The sequence below is a fragment of the Actinoplanes sp. CA-252034 genome (genome assembly GCF_050956125.1).
Lineage (GTDB): Bacteria > Actinomycetota > Actinomycetes > Mycobacteriales > Micromonosporaceae > Actinoplanes.
This window is the reverse complement of record NZ_CP191846.1, coordinates 4228540-4247433: the sequence shown is the minus strand read 5'-3', so window position 1 is coordinate 4247433 and position 18894 is coordinate 4228540. Positions and strand designations below refer to the sequence as shown.

At 71.4% G+C, this 18894-nt stretch carries 14 protein-coding genes and 1 pseudogene; 14 read left to right on the top strand and 1 reads right to left on the bottom strand.

Translation table 11 applies throughout. From position 1 onward, the window contains the following. Positions 1-51 precede the first annotated feature (51 nt). The 4 genes from ACQPZW_RS19140 (at position 52) to ACQPZW_RS19125 (ending at position 3374) form a co-directional block, all read left to right on the top strand. A complete protein-coding gene (locus tag ACQPZW_RS19140; RefSeq protein WP_433796260.1) occupies positions 52-1377 on the top strand; it encodes an MFS transporter in 1326 nt (441 codons plus the stop codon). Continuing rightward, positions 1374-2840 carry a carboxylesterase/lipase family protein gene (locus ACQPZW_RS19135; protein ID WP_433796259.1) on the top strand — a complete coding sequence of 489 codons (1467 nt, stop codon included), beginning with the start codon at positions 1374-1376 and terminating at the stop codon, positions 2838-2840. The genes ACQPZW_RS19140 and ACQPZW_RS19135 overlap by 4 nt, the downstream gene beginning before the upstream one ends. Then, positions 2840-3004: a hypothetical protein gene (locus ACQPZW_RS19130; protein ID WP_433796258.1), complete on the top strand. Its 165-nt coding sequence runs from the start codon at positions 2840-2842 to the stop codon at positions 3002-3004. The genes ACQPZW_RS19135 and ACQPZW_RS19130 overlap by 1 nt, the downstream gene beginning before the upstream one ends. A gap of 91 nt (positions 3005-3095) precedes the next feature. Continuing rightward, entirely contained in the window at positions 3096-3374 is a 279-nt protein-coding gene (locus ACQPZW_RS19125; protein ID WP_433796257.1) for a hypothetical protein, read from the top strand. Here the strand turns inward: ACQPZW_RS19125 and ACQPZW_RS19120 are convergent. Further along, on the bottom strand, positions 3308-4036 hold the full coding sequence (locus ACQPZW_RS19120) for a LuxR C-terminal-related transcriptional regulator (RefSeq protein WP_433796256.1): 729 nt from the start codon (positions 4034-4036) through the stop codon (positions 3308-3310). The genes ACQPZW_RS19125 and ACQPZW_RS19120 overlap by 67 nt on opposite strands. 245 nt (positions 4037-4281) lie before the next feature. Between ACQPZW_RS19120 and ACQPZW_RS19115 the strand changes: the two genes are divergently transcribed. The 10 genes and pseudogenes from ACQPZW_RS19115 (at position 4282) to ACQPZW_RS19070 (ending at position 18874) form a co-directional block, all read left to right on the top strand. After that, a complete protein-coding gene (locus ACQPZW_RS19115) occupies positions 4282-6645 on the top strand; it encodes a phage tail sheath subtilisin-like domain-containing protein (RefSeq protein WP_433796255.1) in 2364 nt (787 codons plus the stop codon). 11 nt (positions 6646-6656) lie between these two features. Further along, complete coding sequence (locus tag ACQPZW_RS19110; protein ID WP_433796254.1) at positions 6657-7157, top strand: phage tail protein; 501 nt, start codon at positions 6657-6659, stop codon at positions 7155-7157. After that, positions 7157-7945 (top strand): hypothetical protein, encoded by a 789-nt coding sequence (locus ACQPZW_RS19105; RefSeq protein WP_433796253.1) that lies wholly within the window; start codon positions 7157-7159, stop codon positions 7943-7945. Before ACQPZW_RS19110 ends, ACQPZW_RS19105 begins: the two co-directional genes overlap by 1 nt. A 794-nt stretch (positions 7946-8739) precedes the next feature. Continuing rightward, the gene (locus ACQPZW_RS19100) at positions 8740-10038 is read left to right on the top strand and encodes a DUF4255 domain-containing protein (RefSeq protein ID WP_433796252.1); all 1299 of its coding nucleotides are present in this window, start codon (positions 8740-8742) and stop codon (positions 10036-10038) included. After that, a complete protein-coding gene (locus ACQPZW_RS19095) occupies positions 10035-12086 on the top strand; it encodes an AAA family ATPase (protein WP_433796251.1) in 2052 nt (683 codons plus the stop codon). Before ACQPZW_RS19100 ends, ACQPZW_RS19095 begins: the two co-directional genes overlap by 4 nt. Then, the gene (locus ACQPZW_RS19090; RefSeq protein ID WP_433796250.1) at positions 12076-12315 is read left to right on the top strand and encodes a hypothetical protein; all 240 of its coding nucleotides are present in this window, start codon (positions 12076-12078) and stop codon (positions 12313-12315) included. The genes ACQPZW_RS19095 and ACQPZW_RS19090 overlap by 11 nt, the downstream gene beginning before the upstream one ends. 40 nt (positions 12316-12355) lie before the next feature. Next, a pseudogene (locus tag ACQPZW_RS19085) lies at positions 12356-12832 on the top strand (eCIS core domain-containing protein); the annotation flags it as partial. Positions 12833-12862: 30 nt separating this feature from the next. After that, a complete protein-coding gene (locus tag ACQPZW_RS19080) occupies positions 12863-17395 on the top strand; it encodes a phage tail protein (protein WP_433797905.1) in 4533 nt (1510 codons plus the stop codon). Further along, positions 17392-18144, top strand: coding sequence for a hypothetical protein (locus ACQPZW_RS19075; RefSeq protein ID WP_433796249.1), 753 nt, complete (start codon positions 17392-17394; stop codon positions 18142-18144). Before ACQPZW_RS19080 ends, ACQPZW_RS19075 begins: the two co-directional genes overlap by 4 nt. After that, positions 18131-18874: a hypothetical protein gene (locus ACQPZW_RS19070; RefSeq protein ID WP_433796248.1), complete on the top strand. Its 744-nt coding sequence runs from the start codon at positions 18131-18133 to the stop codon at positions 18872-18874. Before ACQPZW_RS19075 ends, ACQPZW_RS19070 begins: the two co-directional genes overlap by 14 nt. Positions 18875-18894: the final 20 nt, after the last annotated feature.

Sequence of the window (18894 nt, the reverse complement as noted above, 5' to 3'; positions counted from 1 at the left end):
CTAAAGTGATGGCGACCACATAGGGGAGAACCGCTTGACAGAGGAGTAGACGTGAGGGACGACCCCGACCAGATACATGCGCGTGCCAGCCGGAAAGCGGCGTTGCGACTCCTGCCGATCCTGTGCCTGGTCTACTTCATGGCGTTCGTCGACCGTACCAACGTCGGCCTCGCCAAGACCGCGCTCGGCGCCGACGTCGGCATCAGCGCCGCCGCCTTCGGAGCCGGCGCCGGCATCTTCTTCCTGAGCTACGCGCTGCTGGAGGTGCCCAGCAACCTGATCATGTACCGGGTCGGGCCGCGTCGCTGGATCACCCGCATCGCGCTGACCTGGGGCACGATCTGCGCCTGCATGATGTTCGTCCAGGGCGAGGTCTCCTTCTACATCCTGCGATTCCTCCTCGGAGCCGCCGAAGCCGGCCTGTATCCCGCCCTGATGTACGTGGTCACCCTCTGGTTCTCCCAGAAACAGCGGGTCAGCGTCGTCGGCGTCCTGTACCTGGCCGTCTGCGCCGGCCTCGGGCTCGGCGCCCCGCTGGGCGGCGCCATCATGGAACTGAACGGCGCCGGCGGGATGTACGGCTGGCAGTGGATGTTCCTCATCGAGGGCCTGATCACGCTCGTGGTCGCCGCCGTCTTCTGGCGCATGGTGCCCGACCGGCCCTCGGACGCGCCGTGGCTGTCGGAGCGGGAAGCCGAGGTCCTGAACGAACGAGCCGCGGCCGGGAACGCGCCGTCGCACGCCTCCCTGAAGGGCAACCTGAAGGTGGCGTTCGGAAGGCCCTTCATCCTCGCGCTCGCGGTCATCTACTTCGCCAACCAGATCAACAGCGTGGCGATCCAGTACAACTTCCCGTCGATCGTCCAGAGCCTCGGCATCGAGGGATCGTTCAACATCGGCGTGGTCAGCGGCAGCATCGGCATCGGCGCTCTCATCGGCGTGCTGGTGATCCCGTGGCTGCACCGCCGGGCCACCGGAGAGCTCACCGTCCTCACCGGCGTCACGGTCGCCACCGCCGTCGTGGCCGCGATCTACACCGTCACCGACGGCGCTGTGGCCCGCATCCTGCTGATCGACGTCGCGATGATGCTGCTCATCGGCGTCCTGCCGCTCTACTGGTCGGTGGCCATGGCCCGGATGACCGGCCTGATGGCCGCCGCCGGCCTCGCGTTCATCAACACGGTCGGCCTCCTCGGAGGCTTCACCGGGCCCTATCTGTACGGCTACGCCGAAGGCCGGGGCAGCGAAGCGGGCGGTCACGCCGTCCTGCTGGGCGCGGCCGTGCTCGGCATGCTGCTGCTTCCACTGCTGGCCTACGCGGTCCGCACCGAGGACCGCAAGCTCACGGCCGGCCCGATTCTGGAGGATGTCCGATGACGGCCCGGCGTGTCCTGTCCGCGCTGCTCGGCCTGGCACTCGCGGTCGTGCCGATCGCGCCGGCAGATGCCGGTAGCACGGTGGTCCGGCACACCGACCTCGGCACGATCACCGGCACCCGCTCCGCCGCAACGTTCTCGTGGCTGGGCATCCCCTACGCGCAGCCGCCCGTCGGCGCCCTGCGCTGGCACGCGCCGGTCCCCCACCGGCGGTGGAAGGGCGTGCGCGACACCACCGCGTACGGCGACGGCTGCATCCAGCAGGGCCGCCTGTTCAGCCCGGCGCCCAGTGGCCCGCACTACGGCCTCGACATCCGCGACGGCCTGGGCAAACCCGTCGGTGCCGAGGACTGTCTGACCCTCAACGTCTACCGTCCCGCCACCGCGCAGAAGAAGCTGCCGATCATCGTGTTCATCCACGGCGGCAGCAACGTGGTCGGCTACTCCGCCGACCCGATGTACGACGGCGACACCCTGGCCCGCCGCGCCAACGCCGTGGTCGTCACCGTCAACTACCGGCTCGGCTCGTTCGGGTGGCTCGACCTGCCCCAGCTCAAGACCGGCGATCCGGTCAACGACTCGGGCAACTTCGGCACACTCGACCAGATCGAGGCGCTGCGGTTCGTGCACCGCAACGCCGCGGTCTTCGGCGGCGACGCGTCGAACGTGACGGCCATGGGTGAGTCCGCGGGCGCCGTCGACGTCTGGGCGCTGATGGTGTCGCCGCTGGCCGAGGGCCTGATCGACAAGGTGATCCCGCTCAGCGGCGGCCTGCTCTTCTCCACCGGAGAGCGCGCCCGCACCTACGCCGACGCCCTCGTGACCGCGGCCGTCGGCAGCTCTGGCAACCGCGACGAGGACGTGCGCCGGCTGCGGCGACTGCCCGCCGCCGACGTCATCCGCGCCCAGGTCACCCGCGGCGCCGCCGTCGGCGACCCGCCCGCGGTGATCGCCGACGGCACGGTCCTGCCCACCGACTACCACGCCGCCATCCGAACCGGACGGTTCGCCGGGATCCCCGTCCTGGCCGGCAACACCCTCGAGGAGGGCAAGCTGTTCGGGGCCCTGGTCGGCGCCTACCGCCCGAGTGACTACGAGCGCTTCACCCGCCAATACCTCTTCGACCCCGACAGACCTTCGCGGTACGAGGTGAGCGACTTCCTGAACGACCGGTACCTGCCGGTCGACGCGCCCGGCGGATGGAACCAGACGGCACAAGCGCTGACCGACGCCATCTTCACCGGCATCGCCCACGACTCGATGAACGCGATGCAGGCCGCCGGGAACAGGAACCTGTACCACTACCGGTTCGGCTGGAACCAGGAGCCGGCGCCGTTCGACGTCGTCTACGGCGCCAGCCACGCCATGGACCTGCCGTTCGTGTTCGGCACCTTCGACCGCGGAATATTCACGTTCGCCTTCAGCCGCCGCAACGCCCCGGCCGGCTGCAGCTGTCGGGGGTGATGATGGACGGCATCGCCACGTTCGTCCGGACCGGACGGCCGCACCGCGACGTCCTCGGCACCCGCTGGGAGCAGTGGCCACGCAGTCTCCTGCTCGACGCCGGCGACCGGAGAGCCACCGCCGAGTCCGGGCCGGCCCGTCCACCCGTCGCGCCGGGCACCTGATCCTCCTGGATCCAGGACGACCCGAAGTGGATCCCGGGTCCTCTTCCCCCGGGTGGTGCCGTGGCGCAGACTCGGCGTTCGAGGAGGCGTCGTGGACCCGGTACACGTGGCGCTTGTCGGCCTGCCCGCTCTGCTCGACGACATCGTGCGGGCCCTGCTCGACGACGATGCCGGCGTACGCGTCGTGGCCGCCCCCACGAACGCCGACGTGGTCGTGTGCACGGCCGCCGAGGTGCTCGCCTCCCTGCTGACCGGCCCGCGACCCCCACGTGTGGTCGTCATCGCGCCGGACGGGCGCTCCGCCTACCTCTGCGCGCCCTCGGGTGTGCTCTCCCCCGTGACACTGCGCGCCGCGATCCGGGGGCGCTGATGCGGGGCCGGATCGTGGCGACGCTGCCGCAGGTAGGCGGCGGCGTCACCACGGGCACGCACGTCCAGTTTGTCGAGGATGTTGTGCACGTGGTTCTTCACCGTGGCGAGCGTGATGAACAGCTGCGTGGCGATCTGCTTGTTCGACAGGCCCCGTTCGATGAGGGCGACGACCTCCAGCTCCCGAGGGCTGAGCAGGTCACCGGCCCACTCCTGGCGGCGGGTCGCGGCCAGGGCGGTGACCCGGTGCATCAGCGCGGCGGCCAACTGCGGTGAGCAGCTGAACTCGTCGCGCGCCACGTCGCCGATGACCTCCACCAGATCGGCGATCGAGTGGTGCAGGGTCACGAACCCGGAGGCGCCGGCCTCGATCCAGCCGAGGATCTCGGTGGTGACCTCGGACAGGCCGAGCATCACCACCCGTATGCCCGGATATGCCCGCAGCACACCGTCGAGGGTCTCCGGTCCGGTCGCCACGGCCACGTCGAGCAGCAGCACGGCACACCGGCCGGTGGGCTCGGCGACGAAGTCGAACGGCCCGGGAGCCGACTCCAGGACCCGCAGGCCCGGCGCATCCCGCAGGCCCAGTGCCAGGCCCTCCCGATAGAGCTGCATCGCGGCGGCGATGTAGACGGACGTGACGGGGCTCTGGTGTGGCTCCATTCCGTCCCCTTCCACCGCCGGCGCCGAACTCAACGTAACGACCGGCCCGAACACCGCCTATCAGTCTGTCGGGCACAGGACCGAGGCAGCCGGCGCGATCCATGCCATCGGGTGCCGGTGGATCCACCGGGCCCGGGCCCGCATGAATCGAGCGTCGACCCCGGCGGTCCATTCACCGGCACCGCAGGGCCACGAAGACTCGAGGCACTGCCCCGAGCGGTGACGTCCAGGAAGGACTGCCGGCGATGCCGATCACTCCCACGTATCCAGGTGTGTACGTCCAGGAAGTCCCCAGCGGGGTCCGCACGATCACCGGGGTCAGCACGTCGACGGCGCTGATCGTCGGCAGATGCGCCGACGGTCCGCTGAACCTGCCGGTGCGCTGCGTCAGCTACACCGACTTCACCGCGTCGTTCAGTGAGGACGGCACGCTCAGCGAGTTGCCGCTGCAGGTCCGGCAGTTCTTCCTCAACGGGGGCAGCACCGCGTACGTGATGCGGATCGCCGGTGGCACGACGGCCGCCGCGGTCACCCTGATGCGCGAGAACAAGGCGCCCGCGCTCACCCTGACCGCCGTCAACCCCGGTGTGCCCGGCGACCGGATCAAGGTGCTCGTCACGTATGACACCGATCAGCCGGAGGCGACCTTCACCGTCGAGTTGTTCCGCGAGGACGTCGACCAGGCCGGGACCCCGGCGCAGGTGCTGGGCGAGACATGGCGCAACCTGTCGATGAACCCGGCCTCACCGGCCTACGCGCCGGAGTTCCTGCGCCGCAACTCGCGGCTCGTCTCGGCCACCGTCGCGGTGGCGCCCGCCGCCGCGACCGGGTTCTCCCAGGCCGGCCGTCCGTTCGACATGACCGACGCCAACTTCGCCGCGGCGTGGGGTGCGATCGTCACACCGGCCAGCAACCAGTTCGACATCAGCGTGGGTGGCGGCCGCTACGTGACGGTGACGGTGCCGACCAACGGCATCACCGACGAGACCACCATGACCGCAGCGCTGACCACGGCGGTCAAGGCGGCGCTGGCGCCGCTCGGTGCGATCGGGAACGGGATCAAGGTCACCACGGTCGCCGCCCCGCCCGCCACCACCGACGGCGGGCCGGGCGCGAAGTGGCTGCAGGTGGAACACAGCGCGGCGGACGTCTTCATCCGGCCGGCGCTGAGCAACGACCTGGCCGTCCCGATGATGCTGGGCACCGCCCAGGGCGGGCTGGAGAAGGGCGCCTTCGCCGACGCCCGGCCGGCACCGACCGGCATCTCCATAACGCCCGACGCGATCAAGGGCACCAGTGGAACGACCCTCGCGGCCCTCGACCCCGCCCGCGTCAAATCGGTGACCCTGACCGACGGGACCAAGGTGGACTTCGCGACCGGCGGGGCGGCCGGCACCCTGCAGACCGGTCCGGGGAAGACCGCGATGTACCGGGACGCGGATCCGGCCAGCCGCAACGGCAACAACGCCGGGCTGCGGGAGAAGCTGAACCTGATCGCCGGCTACGTCAACGACGCGGCCGCCTCCGACCCGGCCTATCCGTGGCTGGCCCGCGTCTGGGGTCATCGGCTGAACTTCATCCGCCGTACCGGCGACGACAACGCCACCGGGACGAAACCGAGCTTCGTCGACTGGACACCGCCCGACAGCCGGGTCGACCTGGCACCCCGCCGCTACCGGCTGGGCACCGGCGGCACCGGCGACTACCAGGGCGCGGGGGTGGCCGGCGACGACGGGGTGGCGCCCGCGGTCGGTGACTACGCGGCGGCCTACCTGGTGGCCGATCGCGAGATCGACCTGTTCAACCTGATGGTGCTGCCCGACGCGGACGGCGTCGACCGTACGCTGCTGTGGGGTGCGGCAAGCGTCTTCTGCCTGCAACGACGCGCGTTCCTGGTGATGGACGCGCCGGTCTGGGGGTCGGCGTCCGAGGCCGCGAGCGGCATCGCCGCGCTGCGGATCGGCCTGGTGAAGGATCACGCCGCCCTCTACTACCCGCGGCTCACGGTCAACCTCACCGGACTGCCACAGCAGATCGGCGCCTCCGGTTCGATCGCCGGGCTGATGGCCCGCATCGACACCGCCCGTGGGGTGTGGAAGTCACCGGCGGGGACCGAGGCCGACATCCGTGGCATCACCGGGCTCGAACGTCGATTCTCCGACGGCGAGAACGGCATGCTCAACCCGGTCGCGGTCAACACCGTCCGGATCTTCCCGACCGGCGTGGTGTCGTGGGGCGCGCGCACCATGGACGGCGACGACTCGACCGGCTCGGAATACAGGTACGTGGCGATCCGGCGGCTGGCACTGTTCCTGGAGGAGAGCCTCTACCGGGGCCTGAAGTGGGTCGTCTTCGAGCCCAACGACGAGCCGCTGTGGGGACAGATCCGCCTCAACGTCGGCGCTTTCCTGCACGGGCTGTTCACCCAGGGCGCGTTCCAGGGGCAGAAGTCGACCGACGCGTACTTCGTGCGCTGTGACGGTGAGACCACCACCCAGGACGACCGCAACAAGGGAATCGTCAACGTCTGGGTCGGGTTCGCGCCGCTCAAGCCCGCCGAGTTCGTCGTGCTTCACCTACAGCAGATGGCCGGCGAGATCGCCGTCTGAGAGGAGGACCCGTGCCCGCGTTCACGGTCAACGCCACCCGGTTCGACCCGTACAAGAACTTCAAGTTCCGGCTGAAGTGGGACGGCCGCTACATCGCCGGCGTCTCCAAGATCAGCACGTTGAAGAAGGCCACCGAGCCGGTCGCGTTCCGCAGCGGCGGCGACAACAGCGTCCAGTACCTGTCGCCGAGCACCTGGAAGTACGACCCGATCACGATCGAGCGCGGCGTGACACAGGACGTCGACTTCGAGGCCTGGGCCAACCAGGTGAACACGATGACCGGGGACGCCGGCATGGCGCTGGCCCAGTTCCGTCGCGAGATCACCATCGAGCTGCTGAACGAGGCCGGCCAGGTGGCGAAGGCCTACAACGTGTTCCGCTGCTGGGTCTCGGAGTACAGCGCGCTGCCCGAGCTCGACTCGAACGCGCATGTGGTGGCCATTGAGAAGATCGTGCTGCAGAACGAGGGCTGGGTACGGGACCTCGCCGTGGCCGAGCAAGCGGAGCCGTGATGACATCGGCGGCCGGACCGGACACCGTGCACCTGGTGCCTCTGGACCCGTCCGGGCGGCGCCGGGCGATGCTGCGTGAACCGGCCGGAGCCGACGAGCAGAGCGTCGGCGGGACCACCACCGCGGACGCCGTACGGCTGCTGGACCGGTTGCTGACCGACGACCCGGCGTCCGCGGTCCGGCCCGGCGACGCCGCGACACTGACCGTGGTGGAACGGGACCTGCTACTTGCCGCGGCGTACCGCCTCGGGTGGGGTCCGCGGATCTCCGGGGTGGTCACCTGTGCCGCGTGCGCCGCGCCGTTCGACCTCGACTTCCGTCTCGCCGACCTGGCCGACCGGGTCCGCGCGGAGGCCCCCGCCGGTGTCGTCACCCTCGATGACGGCGTGACCTTCCGGCTGCCCACCGCCCAGGACGAGGCGGCCGTGCTCGGTCTGCCCCCGGACGAGGCGGAACGGGCGCTGCTGGCCCGCTGCCTGATCAGCGGCGCACCGGAGACACACGGACCGCGGGTGGAGCAGGCGATGGCCGGCGCCGGCATCGACCTGGACCTGGCGGCGACCTGTCCCGAATGCGGCCACGGCGCGGACATCCGCTTCCAGATCCAGGACTACCTGCTCGCCACGATCCGGTGCGACTGGGCCACGCTCATCCACGACGTGCACCGCATCGCCGTCGCGTACGGCTGGAGCCTGACGGAGATCCTGTCCCTGCCGCGCGGCAGCCGCCGCGCGTTCGTCGCGCTCCTCGACGGCGAGCCGATCCCCCGCACCGCGGAACGCTCGTGACCGGCTACCTGCGCCGGGTCGTCCAGCGGTCGTCCGGGACTCCGATCGGGACCCTGCGCCCGGCCGCGGCCCGGCCGCCGTCCCCGATCGCCGACCCGTTCGAGGCGTCCGCGACCGCGGAACAGCCGGCGGACCTCACCGGGCCCGCCACACCGGACGCACCCGGCGCACCTCACACACCGTCGCCTCCGGAAACCCCGCCGGCAGCGGTCCGGGCACCCGCCGAACCGTCCGACAGGCCCGGCCCGCCACCCCCGGCACGGCCACCGGCTCTTCCCACCCCGACCCGGCCCGGCACGACTCGGCCGGCCCCGCCGCCGCCGACAGCGCCCGAGTCCCACCCCGCGCCGATGCCCCCGCTTCCGGCCCGGCCGGAGCCGGGACGGCCGGCCCCCACGTCCGTGTCCCACACCGAAGTCCTCAGCCACCTGCACACCGAGCACCTTCGGACGACCCTTCAGACGGTACGGACGACGCCCGCGCGGGAGCCGGCAGCGATCACGGTGCTCCGGCCGTACCCGGTGGATCCGCCCGCACCCGCCGTCCGGCCCGCCCCGTCCACGACGGTCCTGCGACCCCGCCCGGCCCGGTCGCCCGCACCCGCGCCGCCGACGCCGGCACCGGCGCCCGGACCCGCCGAGATCGTGATCGGCCGCGTGACGGTCGTCGTCCAGCCGCCACATCCCGCACCGGCTCCGGGCCGCGCCGCGCCGCCCGCCCCAAGGGCCCCGGCTCACCCGGCGCCGGCGCCCGCCGACCGGCCCCGCCACTTCGGCCTCGGGCAGTTGTGAACGATGGCGCTACTCGATCTGTCGATGGTGACCACCGCCCTGACGTCGCTGGTCAGGGCACACATCAGCATGTCACCCGCGTGGATCCTGCCGCAGCCGCCGGTGGTCAGTGCGCTGCCCCCGGATCAGCTCGCGGCCGGGTCGCTCGGCATCTACCTGTACCACCTCAGTGAGGACGGCTACCTGAAGAACGCGCCTCCGCCCGGCCCCGGCACCGTCCCCGTGCGGCTGATCCCGATGGCCGTCTCGCTGCACTATCTGGTGACCGCGCTCGGCGAAGGCCAGGTCGAACAGGCGACCCTGCTGGAACAACGGCTGATCGGCTGCGCGGCGCGGGCGCTGCACGACCATCCGGTGATCGACGACGACACCGTCCTGCCCCAGAAGCCGCCGCACCAGCCCCTGGAGGTCCTCCAGCAGGCCGGCCTGGACGGGGCCGGCAACCGCCTGCGGATCAGCCTGCAGCCGATCATCCCGGCCGAGGCGTCGGCGTATTGGAACTCGGGCCCGCTGTCGACCCGGCTCGCGCTCTACTACCAGGTGACGGCGGTGTTGCTGGAGCCCGAGAAGCCCACCGCGGCCACCGGGCGGGTGCTGCGTTACGGCGTGCAGACCTTCGCCGGGTCGGCGCCACGGCTGGACAGCGCGGAGAACACGGTCCACATCAACGTGCCCGGGCTGCCGCCGCAGGACGTCGTGACCAGGCCGGCCGAGGTGCCGATCGGCGGCCGGATCACCTTCCACGGCACAGGGCTGGCCGGTGACCTGGACAGCCGGCTGGTGCTCCAGCACGCGTCGTGGGCCGGGCCGGTCACCGTGGACGAGACCTGGTCCGTCCTGGGCACCGGCGATCACCTGTCGGCCACCGTTCAACAGACGGCGGGAGCCGAGACCGTACTGCCGGGAACGTACACGGCACGGATCCGGGTGATCCACCGCCGGACGCTGCCCGACGGGTCGGTACGGGAGATCCCGGTGCTGTCCAACAGCACCCCGTTCTCGGTCGCCGCACGCGTCACCGCACCGGCGCTGGTCGCCGACGCCGGCACGGTCACGGGCGGACCGTTCCGCGCCGTCGGCGGCGGCCTGTTCCCGCCGGACTCGATCCAGCTCAGCATCGGCGGCATCGTGCTGCGCGAACAACGCCGATCCGGCGATCCGCTGCTGCCGGGACAGTTCCGTGCCGACGCCGCCGACACCCTCAGGTTCCTGCTGCCCGCCGGGCTCGTCCCCCGCGCCGCGGTGTCATTGCGGGTGGCGGTGCTGGGCGCCGAGTCCCCGACCTGGTGGTTCATCCCATGAGAGGTGACCCGATCCTGCGTGCCGTGGTCAGCCGGGTCCGGCTGCGTGCGACTCTGCGCGCCGCATGGCTGCGCTCGCTGTGGCGGGACGATCCCGGCGGCATACCCGGCTGGGCGATCAGCCACGCCGAAGTGGACCGGTATCTCGGCGGCAAGGACGATCCGGCGGCCGCGGCCCGGTGGATCAAACGGCACACCGACCCGGAGGTGCTGGCCCTGCTGGCCGCCGTCGAAGCCGATCTGGCCGCCGACGACACCTCGCGGCTGGCGCTGCTGTGCCGGGTCTTCGACCTCGACGCCGCGGCCCGCGACCTGGTCCATACCTGCCTGGCCGCGGCGATCGACCCGGACCTCTCCCGGGTGTACGCCTACCTGCAGGACGACGCCCACCGCGGCTACGTCACCGACCACCTCGTCGCCCGCCTGTACGACCACCGCGCCCCGCTGCTCATCGACCCCGCCTCGGCGCTGACGTCCTGGGACGTGCTGCCGGGCACAGCCACCGACGCCGGCCGGCCACCCGAACGCGCCCTCGACCCGGCGATCCGCGACTGGCTGCTCGGCAGTGACGCCCTCGACCCCGAACTGGCAGGCATCGCCCGTCTCCAGCCGGTGCTGAAACCGCTCGCCGACTGGCCGCTGGAGCAGGCCGAGACCGCCGTACGCGGCTGGCTGGAGAACACGCCACCGACCCCGGTTCGGGTACGGGTCGGCGGGCTGCCGGGCAGCGGCCGCCGCTCGTTCGCCGCCGTGCTCGCCGACCGGATGGGGCTGCCGCTGCTCACCGTCGACCTCACCGAGGTGTCCCCGGATCGCCAGGCGGCCGTCTACCGGCACGCCCAACGTCGCGCGTTCCTGGGCCGGTGCGCGCTCGCCTTCCTCGGTGACCCGGCGACGGGTGTACGGCAGAACAGCACTCTGAGCAGCCACTACCCGCTGCAGTTCGTGATCGCCGAGTACCCGGTGTGGACACCGCCACCCGGGCGCGCCGTCGACCACCTGGTCGAGCTGCCGGTGCCGTCGCTGACGACCCGGCGACGGCTGTGGCGCTCGTACGCGCCGTGGAGCCGGGACTGGCCCGTCGCCGAGCTGGAACAGTTGGTGACCCAGCACCGTACCCGGCCCGCCGACCTGGCGCTGCTGCAGCGGCGCGGGCCCGGCACCGCCGCGGACGCCGGGGCGATCCTGCGGGACGGCAGCCGCAACGTCCTCGGTGACCTGGCCCGCCGGCTGGACTGCCCGTTCGAGCGGGCCGACCTGGTCGTCACCGAGCCGGTCGACAAAGCCTTGGACGACCTGCTCTTCGAGGCCCGCGACCGGGCCGCGCTCTGGGAGTCGCCGGCCGCCCGGCGGCTGTTCCCGCAGGGCCGCGGGCTGCTCGCGCTGCTCTGCGGGCCGCCCGGAACCGGCAAGACCATGTCGGCGCAGGTGATCGCGGCCGAACTCGGCCAGGACCTGTTCCGCATCGACCTGGCCACCGTCGTCAGCAAATGGGTGGGCGAGACCAGCCGCAACGTCGACCGACTCCTGCGCCGGGCCGCCACCCAGGACGTGATCCTGCTGTTCGACGAGGCCGACGCGCTGTTCGGACGGCGTACCGAGATCAAGGAGGCCAACGACCGCTTCGCCAACACCGACACCGGCTACCTGCTGCAGGCCATCGAGAGCTACGAGGGCATCGCCCTGATGTCGACGAACCGGCGCGGCGACATCGACCCGGCCTTCCTGCGCCGGATCCGCTACGTACTGGACTACTCCCTGCCGGACCCGGCCGAACGGCTGCGGCTGTGGACCACGATCGTCAGCACGCTCGCCGGGGCGAAGCGGGCGGAGAAGCTTGCCGGCCGGATCGCCTCGCTCGCCACTGCGGTGCCGATGAGCGGCGCGCAGATCAAGTTCGCCGTGCTCAGCGCGACCTTCGCGGCCCGGCGGGAGCAGACCGAGATGGCAATGCCGCACCTGCTGTACGGCGTACAGACCGAACTGATCAAGGACGGCCGCCCACTCGGCGAGCGGATCCTGGACCGGCTGGTGTCCGATGGCCCATGACCGGGTGATCATCGAGGAGTTGTTCCTGCGGCTGCCGGCGATCAGCGCGGAGGTCGCACGCGAGGTGTCGCTGGCGGTCGCCGCGCGCATCGGCCACGGCCTGAGCACGGCGCTGCCGGCCAGGTCGCTGGGTGCCGTCGACATCGTCATCGAGGCACGCCCGGGCGCGAGCCGCGAAGAGCTGATCGAGTCGGTCGCGACCGCGGTGCTCCGGGCGGTGATCCCATGAGCGCGCCGGCGAGCGGGCCATCCGGCGATGTCCGCACCTCATGGCGGCGCCGGGGCGAAGCGGAGGTGGCCGGATGACCAGCGTTCGTGCCGCGCGAACTGCCGCCGCAGCCGTCAACCCGGCAGCGCCCCGGCCCGCCGGCGTCCAGCGCACCCCGGCAGCGCCCCGGCCCGCCGGCGTCCAGCGCACCCCGGCAGCTCCCCGGCCCGCCGGCGTCCAGCGCACCCCGGCAGCTCCCCGGCCCGCCGGCGTCCGGCACACCGCGGCGGGCGCCGCCAAAGACCCGGCGGGCGGCAATCACCGGCATGCCGGTCCGGTTCCGGCCGCGTCGGTCGGACGTCCACTACCCGCAGCGGTACGGCGTAGGGTCGCGCCACTGGTCGGGGACAGGGTCGCCGAGGCGGCCCGGGTGCACACCGACGCGGCAGCCGAGGCGTATGCGGCGGGCTGCGACGCCCACGCGGTGACGGTCGGCGCCGACATCTACTTAGCGGCGGGCCGGTACCGGCCGGGCACCCCCGCCGGCGACTGGATCATCGCGCACGAGGTGGCGCACGTCGCCCAGGCCCACCGCGGGCTGCTGGACCGGCCGGCGTTCCTGGCCGTGGCACCGACGGAGGCCACACCGCTGGAGCTGGCCGCCGACCGGACCGCCGACCTGATGACCGCCGCCGCTCCCGCCGAAGCCGAGGCCGCCGACACCGCGGCCGATGACGAGGAGGGTTCGCTCCTCGACGAGACCACCGCCGAGGATGCCGACACCGACACCGACACCGACGCCGGGCCCGCGGCCCTCGCCGCAGCGGTGGTCGCCGCAGCGGCGGTGATCCCGGCCGTCGGGCAGCAGGAGCCCGCCGCGCCACCGGCCGACGTCCCGATCATGCCGGAACCGGCGGTCGAGCTCTCCGGCGCCGAGCAGTCCCGCCTCACCGGCGTACGCGAACGGGTCGCGACAACCGCGTCCGGCGCCACGGCGGTGCCGGACGCCGGGGCGAACGCGACCGCCGGCGAGCAGGCCGTGCAGGTGCCCCAGGCGGAGAGCGACGCCCGCGCCGCCGAACAGGTCGTCACCACACTCGCCACCGCCGAGAAGCCGAGCATCGAGGTCGTCGAGCTATGCGCCCGGATCCGCGAACTGATCGCCGGCAAACGTCCCGCCGACGAGGAAGCCGTCATCGACACCCGCCCGGCAGAGGTCGCCAAGCAGGCCGGCGCGGGCGTGCAGACCGGCGTGCAGCAGAACGTGGACGCCACCAAAGCCGCCTACGGGCCGATCGGCGGGCACCCGCAGGGACCGGCGCCGGCCACCGCCCCGGGTGTCGAACCGATCCCGGCGGCCGTACCCGGCGCGCCGATCTCGGCCACCACCGCGACCCCCGATCCGGTGCCCGCCGAACAGGTGAGCCTGGACGAGGACACCGCGACGATGAGGACGAGGGCCGGTGAAGCCGGCCTCGACACCGACGCGGCCAGGCTGGTGACCAGCGGCCCGGTGGCCGAGGCGCGAGCGGCCCAGGACGAGTTGACCACGCTGGCCGCCGACGGCCCGGCGCAGGCACTCGAGCAGCAGCGGGCCGCGCTGGCCAAGTCCGACGAGGACCTCGCCGCGCTGCAGGCCCGGGCGGTGGCGTCACTGGCCGAGGCGCGCACGGCGCACACCGGCGGCGTGCGCGATCAGCACGACAGGCAGAAGGAGACGGGCGAGCAGTTGCGGGCCCGGCTGTCCGCGGAGGCCGACACGACGTACGCCGACGCGCAGAGCCGGGTCGAGGAACTGCTCGACAAGGTGCCCGAGACCGCGATGGGCAGGTGGAACACCGGCCTGCCGCCGCTGACCGAGCAGTTCAACGCCGACCTCAAGGTGGTCAAGGACCAGGTCGGCGAGCGGCACGAGGGGGTCACCGGCTGGTTCGTGGCCGGCTGGGACGCGGTCACCGGGCTGCCCGAGTGGGTGACCAGGGCGTACGACCAGGCGGAGTCGAATTTCGGCGACGGCGTGTGCAAGCTGATCCTGGACATCTCCAGCTACGTCAACGGGATCATCAAGATCGCGGACGACATCATCGCCGGCGCCCGCGCCCGGATCACCGCGATCTTCACCGACGAGCTGCCGGCCGACCAGCGGGACTGGGCCGCGCAACAGCTGGCCGGGTTCAGCCGGAGACTCGACGCGCTGCACGACCGGGCCACGGCCGCGAAGACCGCGTTCACCAAGGAGCTGATCGAGAACGCGGGCACCGCCGTGCAGGCGGCCCGCGAGAAGATCCAGCAGCTGCGCAAGGAGGCGCAGGGACTGTGGGGCCGCTTCCTGGACGCGGTCGGCCGGTTCCTCGACGATCCGGTCAAGTTCGTCATCGACGGCCTGCTGGAGGTCCTCGGCATCTCACCGCCGGCGTTCTGGGCCGTACTGGAGAAGGTCAAGCAGGTCGCGGCCGACATCGTCGACGCGCCGCTGGCCTTCGCCAACAACCTGATGGACGGCATCGGCCAGGGCTTCCAGCTGTTCTTCGACAACGTCGGCAAACACCTGATCACCGGGCTGCTCGAATGGTTGCTCTCCGGGCTCAAGCAGGAGGGCATCACGATCGAGATCCCGAAGGAGATCTCGCTGCGCAGCGTGGTGGTGTTCTGCCTCCAACTGCTGGGCGTCTCGTGGGCACGGATCCGGAAACTGCTCGTCGAGCAACTCGGCGAGAAACCGGTCGCGATCATCGAGAAGACCGCGGGCGTCATCTACGCGGTGGCCACCAAGGGCCTGGACGGCATCTTCGAGGACATCCAGAAGATGCTCGACCCCAAGACCATCGTCGACGCGATCGTGGACGCGGCGATCCGGTTCATCAGCGAGACGCTGATCGTGAAGGTCGCCCAGAAGATCATCATGCTGCTCAACCCGGCGGGCGCGATCCTGGCCGCGCTGGAGGCGATCTACCGCGTACTGAAATGGGTCTTCACCAACGCGTCCCGGATCTTCCACTTCGTCGAGGCGGTGGTGAACGGCCTGGCCGACGTCATCTCCGGCAACGTGGCCGGCGTCGCCAAGACCGTCGAGAAGGCGCTCGCCCTGCTGGTCTCGCCGGTGATCGACTTCCTCGCCGACTACATGGGCCTGGGTGGGCTGCCGGGCAAGGTGGCCGACGCGATCAAGGGCCTGCAGGGCTGGGTCGAGGGCGTCCTGCGCAGCGTCATCAAGTGGCTCGTCGACATGGGCCGCAAACTGCTCGCCAAACTCGGCATCAAGGGCGACGACGACAAGAAGCCGGCCGGCGGCGGGATCGGCGAGAGGCTCGCCTTCACCGAAGGCGACAACACCCACCACCTCTACATCGACGTCGCCGGCAGTGGCGCGACCGTGATGGTGGCCAGCACCCCGATGACGGTCACCGGCTGGCTCGACCATCTGCAGAAGAAGGTGACCGGCTCCGGTGACTCCGAGGTGCCCCAGGGTGCCGGCGCCCTGCTGACGCGGGCCCGCGGCCAGGCGGCGGCGACGGACAGCTCCGCGGACAAGGCCGCCTCGGCCGCCGCCACGGCCGGTGCGGCCGGGCAGGCAGCCGCAACGCCCGACCCGGCTCTGGCACAGACGGCAGCCGAGCGGGAGAAGGCACTGCGCGACACCCTGGACGAGCTCGGCGACCTCTTCGGCGAGAAGCCGCTGCTGGTCCGGGCCCTGAGCGTGGCCGGGACACCCGTCGACATCACCGCGCTGACGGTCGAGCTCGGCGCCGAGATCCTCGGCTACCGCGGGCCGAAGCTGCTGATCGACCGGGCGACCGGCACCGGCTACGTGGCGAGGCTGCTCGCTCGCGACGGATCCGGCGCCACCTTCGACCAGGACAGCGGCATGCTGCGTCTGGTCCTGGCGTCAGCGGGCGAACTCGCCGGCGCTCGCTCGGGCACCGCATTGGGACGGCTAATCGTGGACGGCAGCGGACTGGCCGCCGTCCGGCTGACCAAGTCGGAGCACGAGTTCACCGTCCGCGGCGGCATCGACGAGGCGACCGCCGACGTCGCCTTCGGTCTGCTGCCGATGGTGCCGTGGACGGTGGTGGAGAAGCTGGGCGACGAACGGCTTCGCATTCTGACGACGGAGTGGACCGCGGATGTGAAGGACAACACCGCCGGCGAGGTGATCGACAAGCACAAGGTGTACTTCTGGCACGACCGCAAGGAATTCGACCTGATCACCGACGCCACCAAGGCCGGCAGGGACTTCCTGACCGCCGCATACGCCGCACACGAGATCCGGGCGCACACGCGGACCGAGTTCAAGGAACTCCTCGAGGACCGCGGGGGTCCGTTCAAGAAGGCCTTCCAGGAGGCCGCCGGCAACGCGGCGGCCGCCAGAGCCCGCGACTTCGCCACCGGCCAGGCCACCTCGCCCCGCAACGTCAAGGCCATCCCCGGCATCGTCTACGAGCACAACGAGACCTACGGGCTGATCAGGATGCCGGACATCCGGCCCGAGCCGTTGCCGCCCGAGGTGCGTCAGGCCCTGGTCGCCACGCTCAAGGCGATACCGCCGACGCTGCACTCCGACCTGGGTTCCAGCCCGGCCAGATTGACCCTGGTGCTGTCACAGAAGGACGACCTGGTGAAGATCATCCAGGACGCGATCGACGGCAAACCACCGCTGGGCAGCGTGCCGGGCAAGGACCTGATCGACTCACTGAACAACTGGAAGAACCTGATCGTCCAGCTGGAGATGCACCATGTCGTGCCGGAATGGCTGACCGGCCGGGAGTCGCCGGACGTCGAGCTGTGGGTGCCGCGCATCCTGCACAACTTCGGCGAGGGACCCACCGACCCCGGTTTCCACCAGGTCCTCAACGGTGTCCTGCGCGACCGGCTGGGTTTCGCCGAGAAGGACGACCGATCCGATGCCACCAAACCCCGGATCAACGGCGAGGCAAGCGTACGACGCTGGCTCGCCGCCGACCCGGGGAACCAGAAGCGGCTGAAGGCGGCCCTCCGTGTCGCCTACGCCGAGTGGGAGGGTGCCCGGACGCCGGGGCTGCTGGACGAGGTCAGGAAGACCATCGAGCAGGAGTTCAAACAGCTGGAAGCCGGTGCGACATGAAGCGGCGACTGGTCCTCACCACCGACGCCTCGGCCGGCTCACGTTTCCCGGCCGAGGACATCGACGCCGCGCGTACGCAATACCGCTCGATGATCGACAGCGGCCTGACACCGCTGGTCACCGGCGAGACGACCTGGACCCGCGACGACTTCGGACAGGGTCGGCTCTGTGTGTTCGCACCACCGATCGGGCCGGCGATCAACGAGCGCGGCATCGTCGAGCGCAAGCCCTGCCCCGGGTGCCGCACGATGTACTACCGGCTCGTTCCGGCGGCGCTGATCGACGTCACCATCCCCTCGGGACTGCCCGACATCTTCACGACCGAATCGGGGCTGCTCACCTTCGCCCGGACCACGGCCACAGCGACGTTGACGGCCCAGGCCCTGATGACCGGCGCCGTCACGATCCCCACCCGCGACGACCGTTACGTCCTGCTCACCTCGCACGTCGACCTCGGCCTGCCCGCCGGGCCGCAGTACCGGCGCCGCTGCCCGGAGTGCGACGCGCCGCTGCAGGGCCCCACCTACTTCCCGATGTACCGCCGGCCCGGGACCGCCGCCGACGTCTGCCACACCCGCGAGCTGGGACCGACCGGCCTGGTGGTCAGCGAGCGCTTCGCCAGGGCCGCGGGCCGGCTCGTCGGTGACCCGCCGGATGCGCCCCTCGGATTCCTCGGCTGGTATCCCGACGACCTGCCGCTCGCGGTCGTTCCCGATCTCGACACGGAGGAGGCGGGTGACGGTGAGTAGTGGTTCGCCGCTGGCACCGAAGGTGGTACGTGGAGCGTTCGTGCGGCTCGACGAGATCGGGATCGGGGTCGTGCCGCAGGTGATCGCCTTCCAGTACAACCCGGAGACGCTCACCCGCAAGCTCAAACCCTACGAGCAGCCGGCCGACAAACAGGGCACCCCGCAGGATCCGGCCGCCCGCGCCGCCCCCTACGACCCCGAGGAGGAGATGGACGTCGCCATCGCCTTCGACGCCATGGACGACCTGGCGGAACCGGACCGGCATCCGCAGACCGTGATCAGCGGGGTCGCCGACCGGATCTCCGCACTGGAGATGCTCATGTACCCGCCGGCCACCCCGTCGCTGCTGACCTCCGCGGTGGGCGCGCTGGCGGGGGCGCTCGGGATCGGCGGCGGCGCCGATCCCGTACCCACGACGACCGAGGTCCCGATCGTCCTGTTCGTGTGGGGGCCGGGCCGGATCGTACCGGTGAAGATCACCACCTTCTCCGTCGAGGAGCAGGCGTTCAACTCGGCGCTCTATCCGATCAGGGCCAAGGTGACCGTCGGGATCCGGGTGCTGACCGCCGACTACTTCACCTCGAAGCTCACCGAGAAGGGCGCGAGACTCACCGCCGCCGAGTCGATCGCCGCGACCGCCTACCGCGCCGCCGTCGAGCAGAAGAAGGTCCTCGCCGCCGTCGGTGTCGCCTCCACGGTGGAGAGCGTGCTCGCCACGCTGCCGTTCTGACAGGTCAGGAGAGAAGAGCC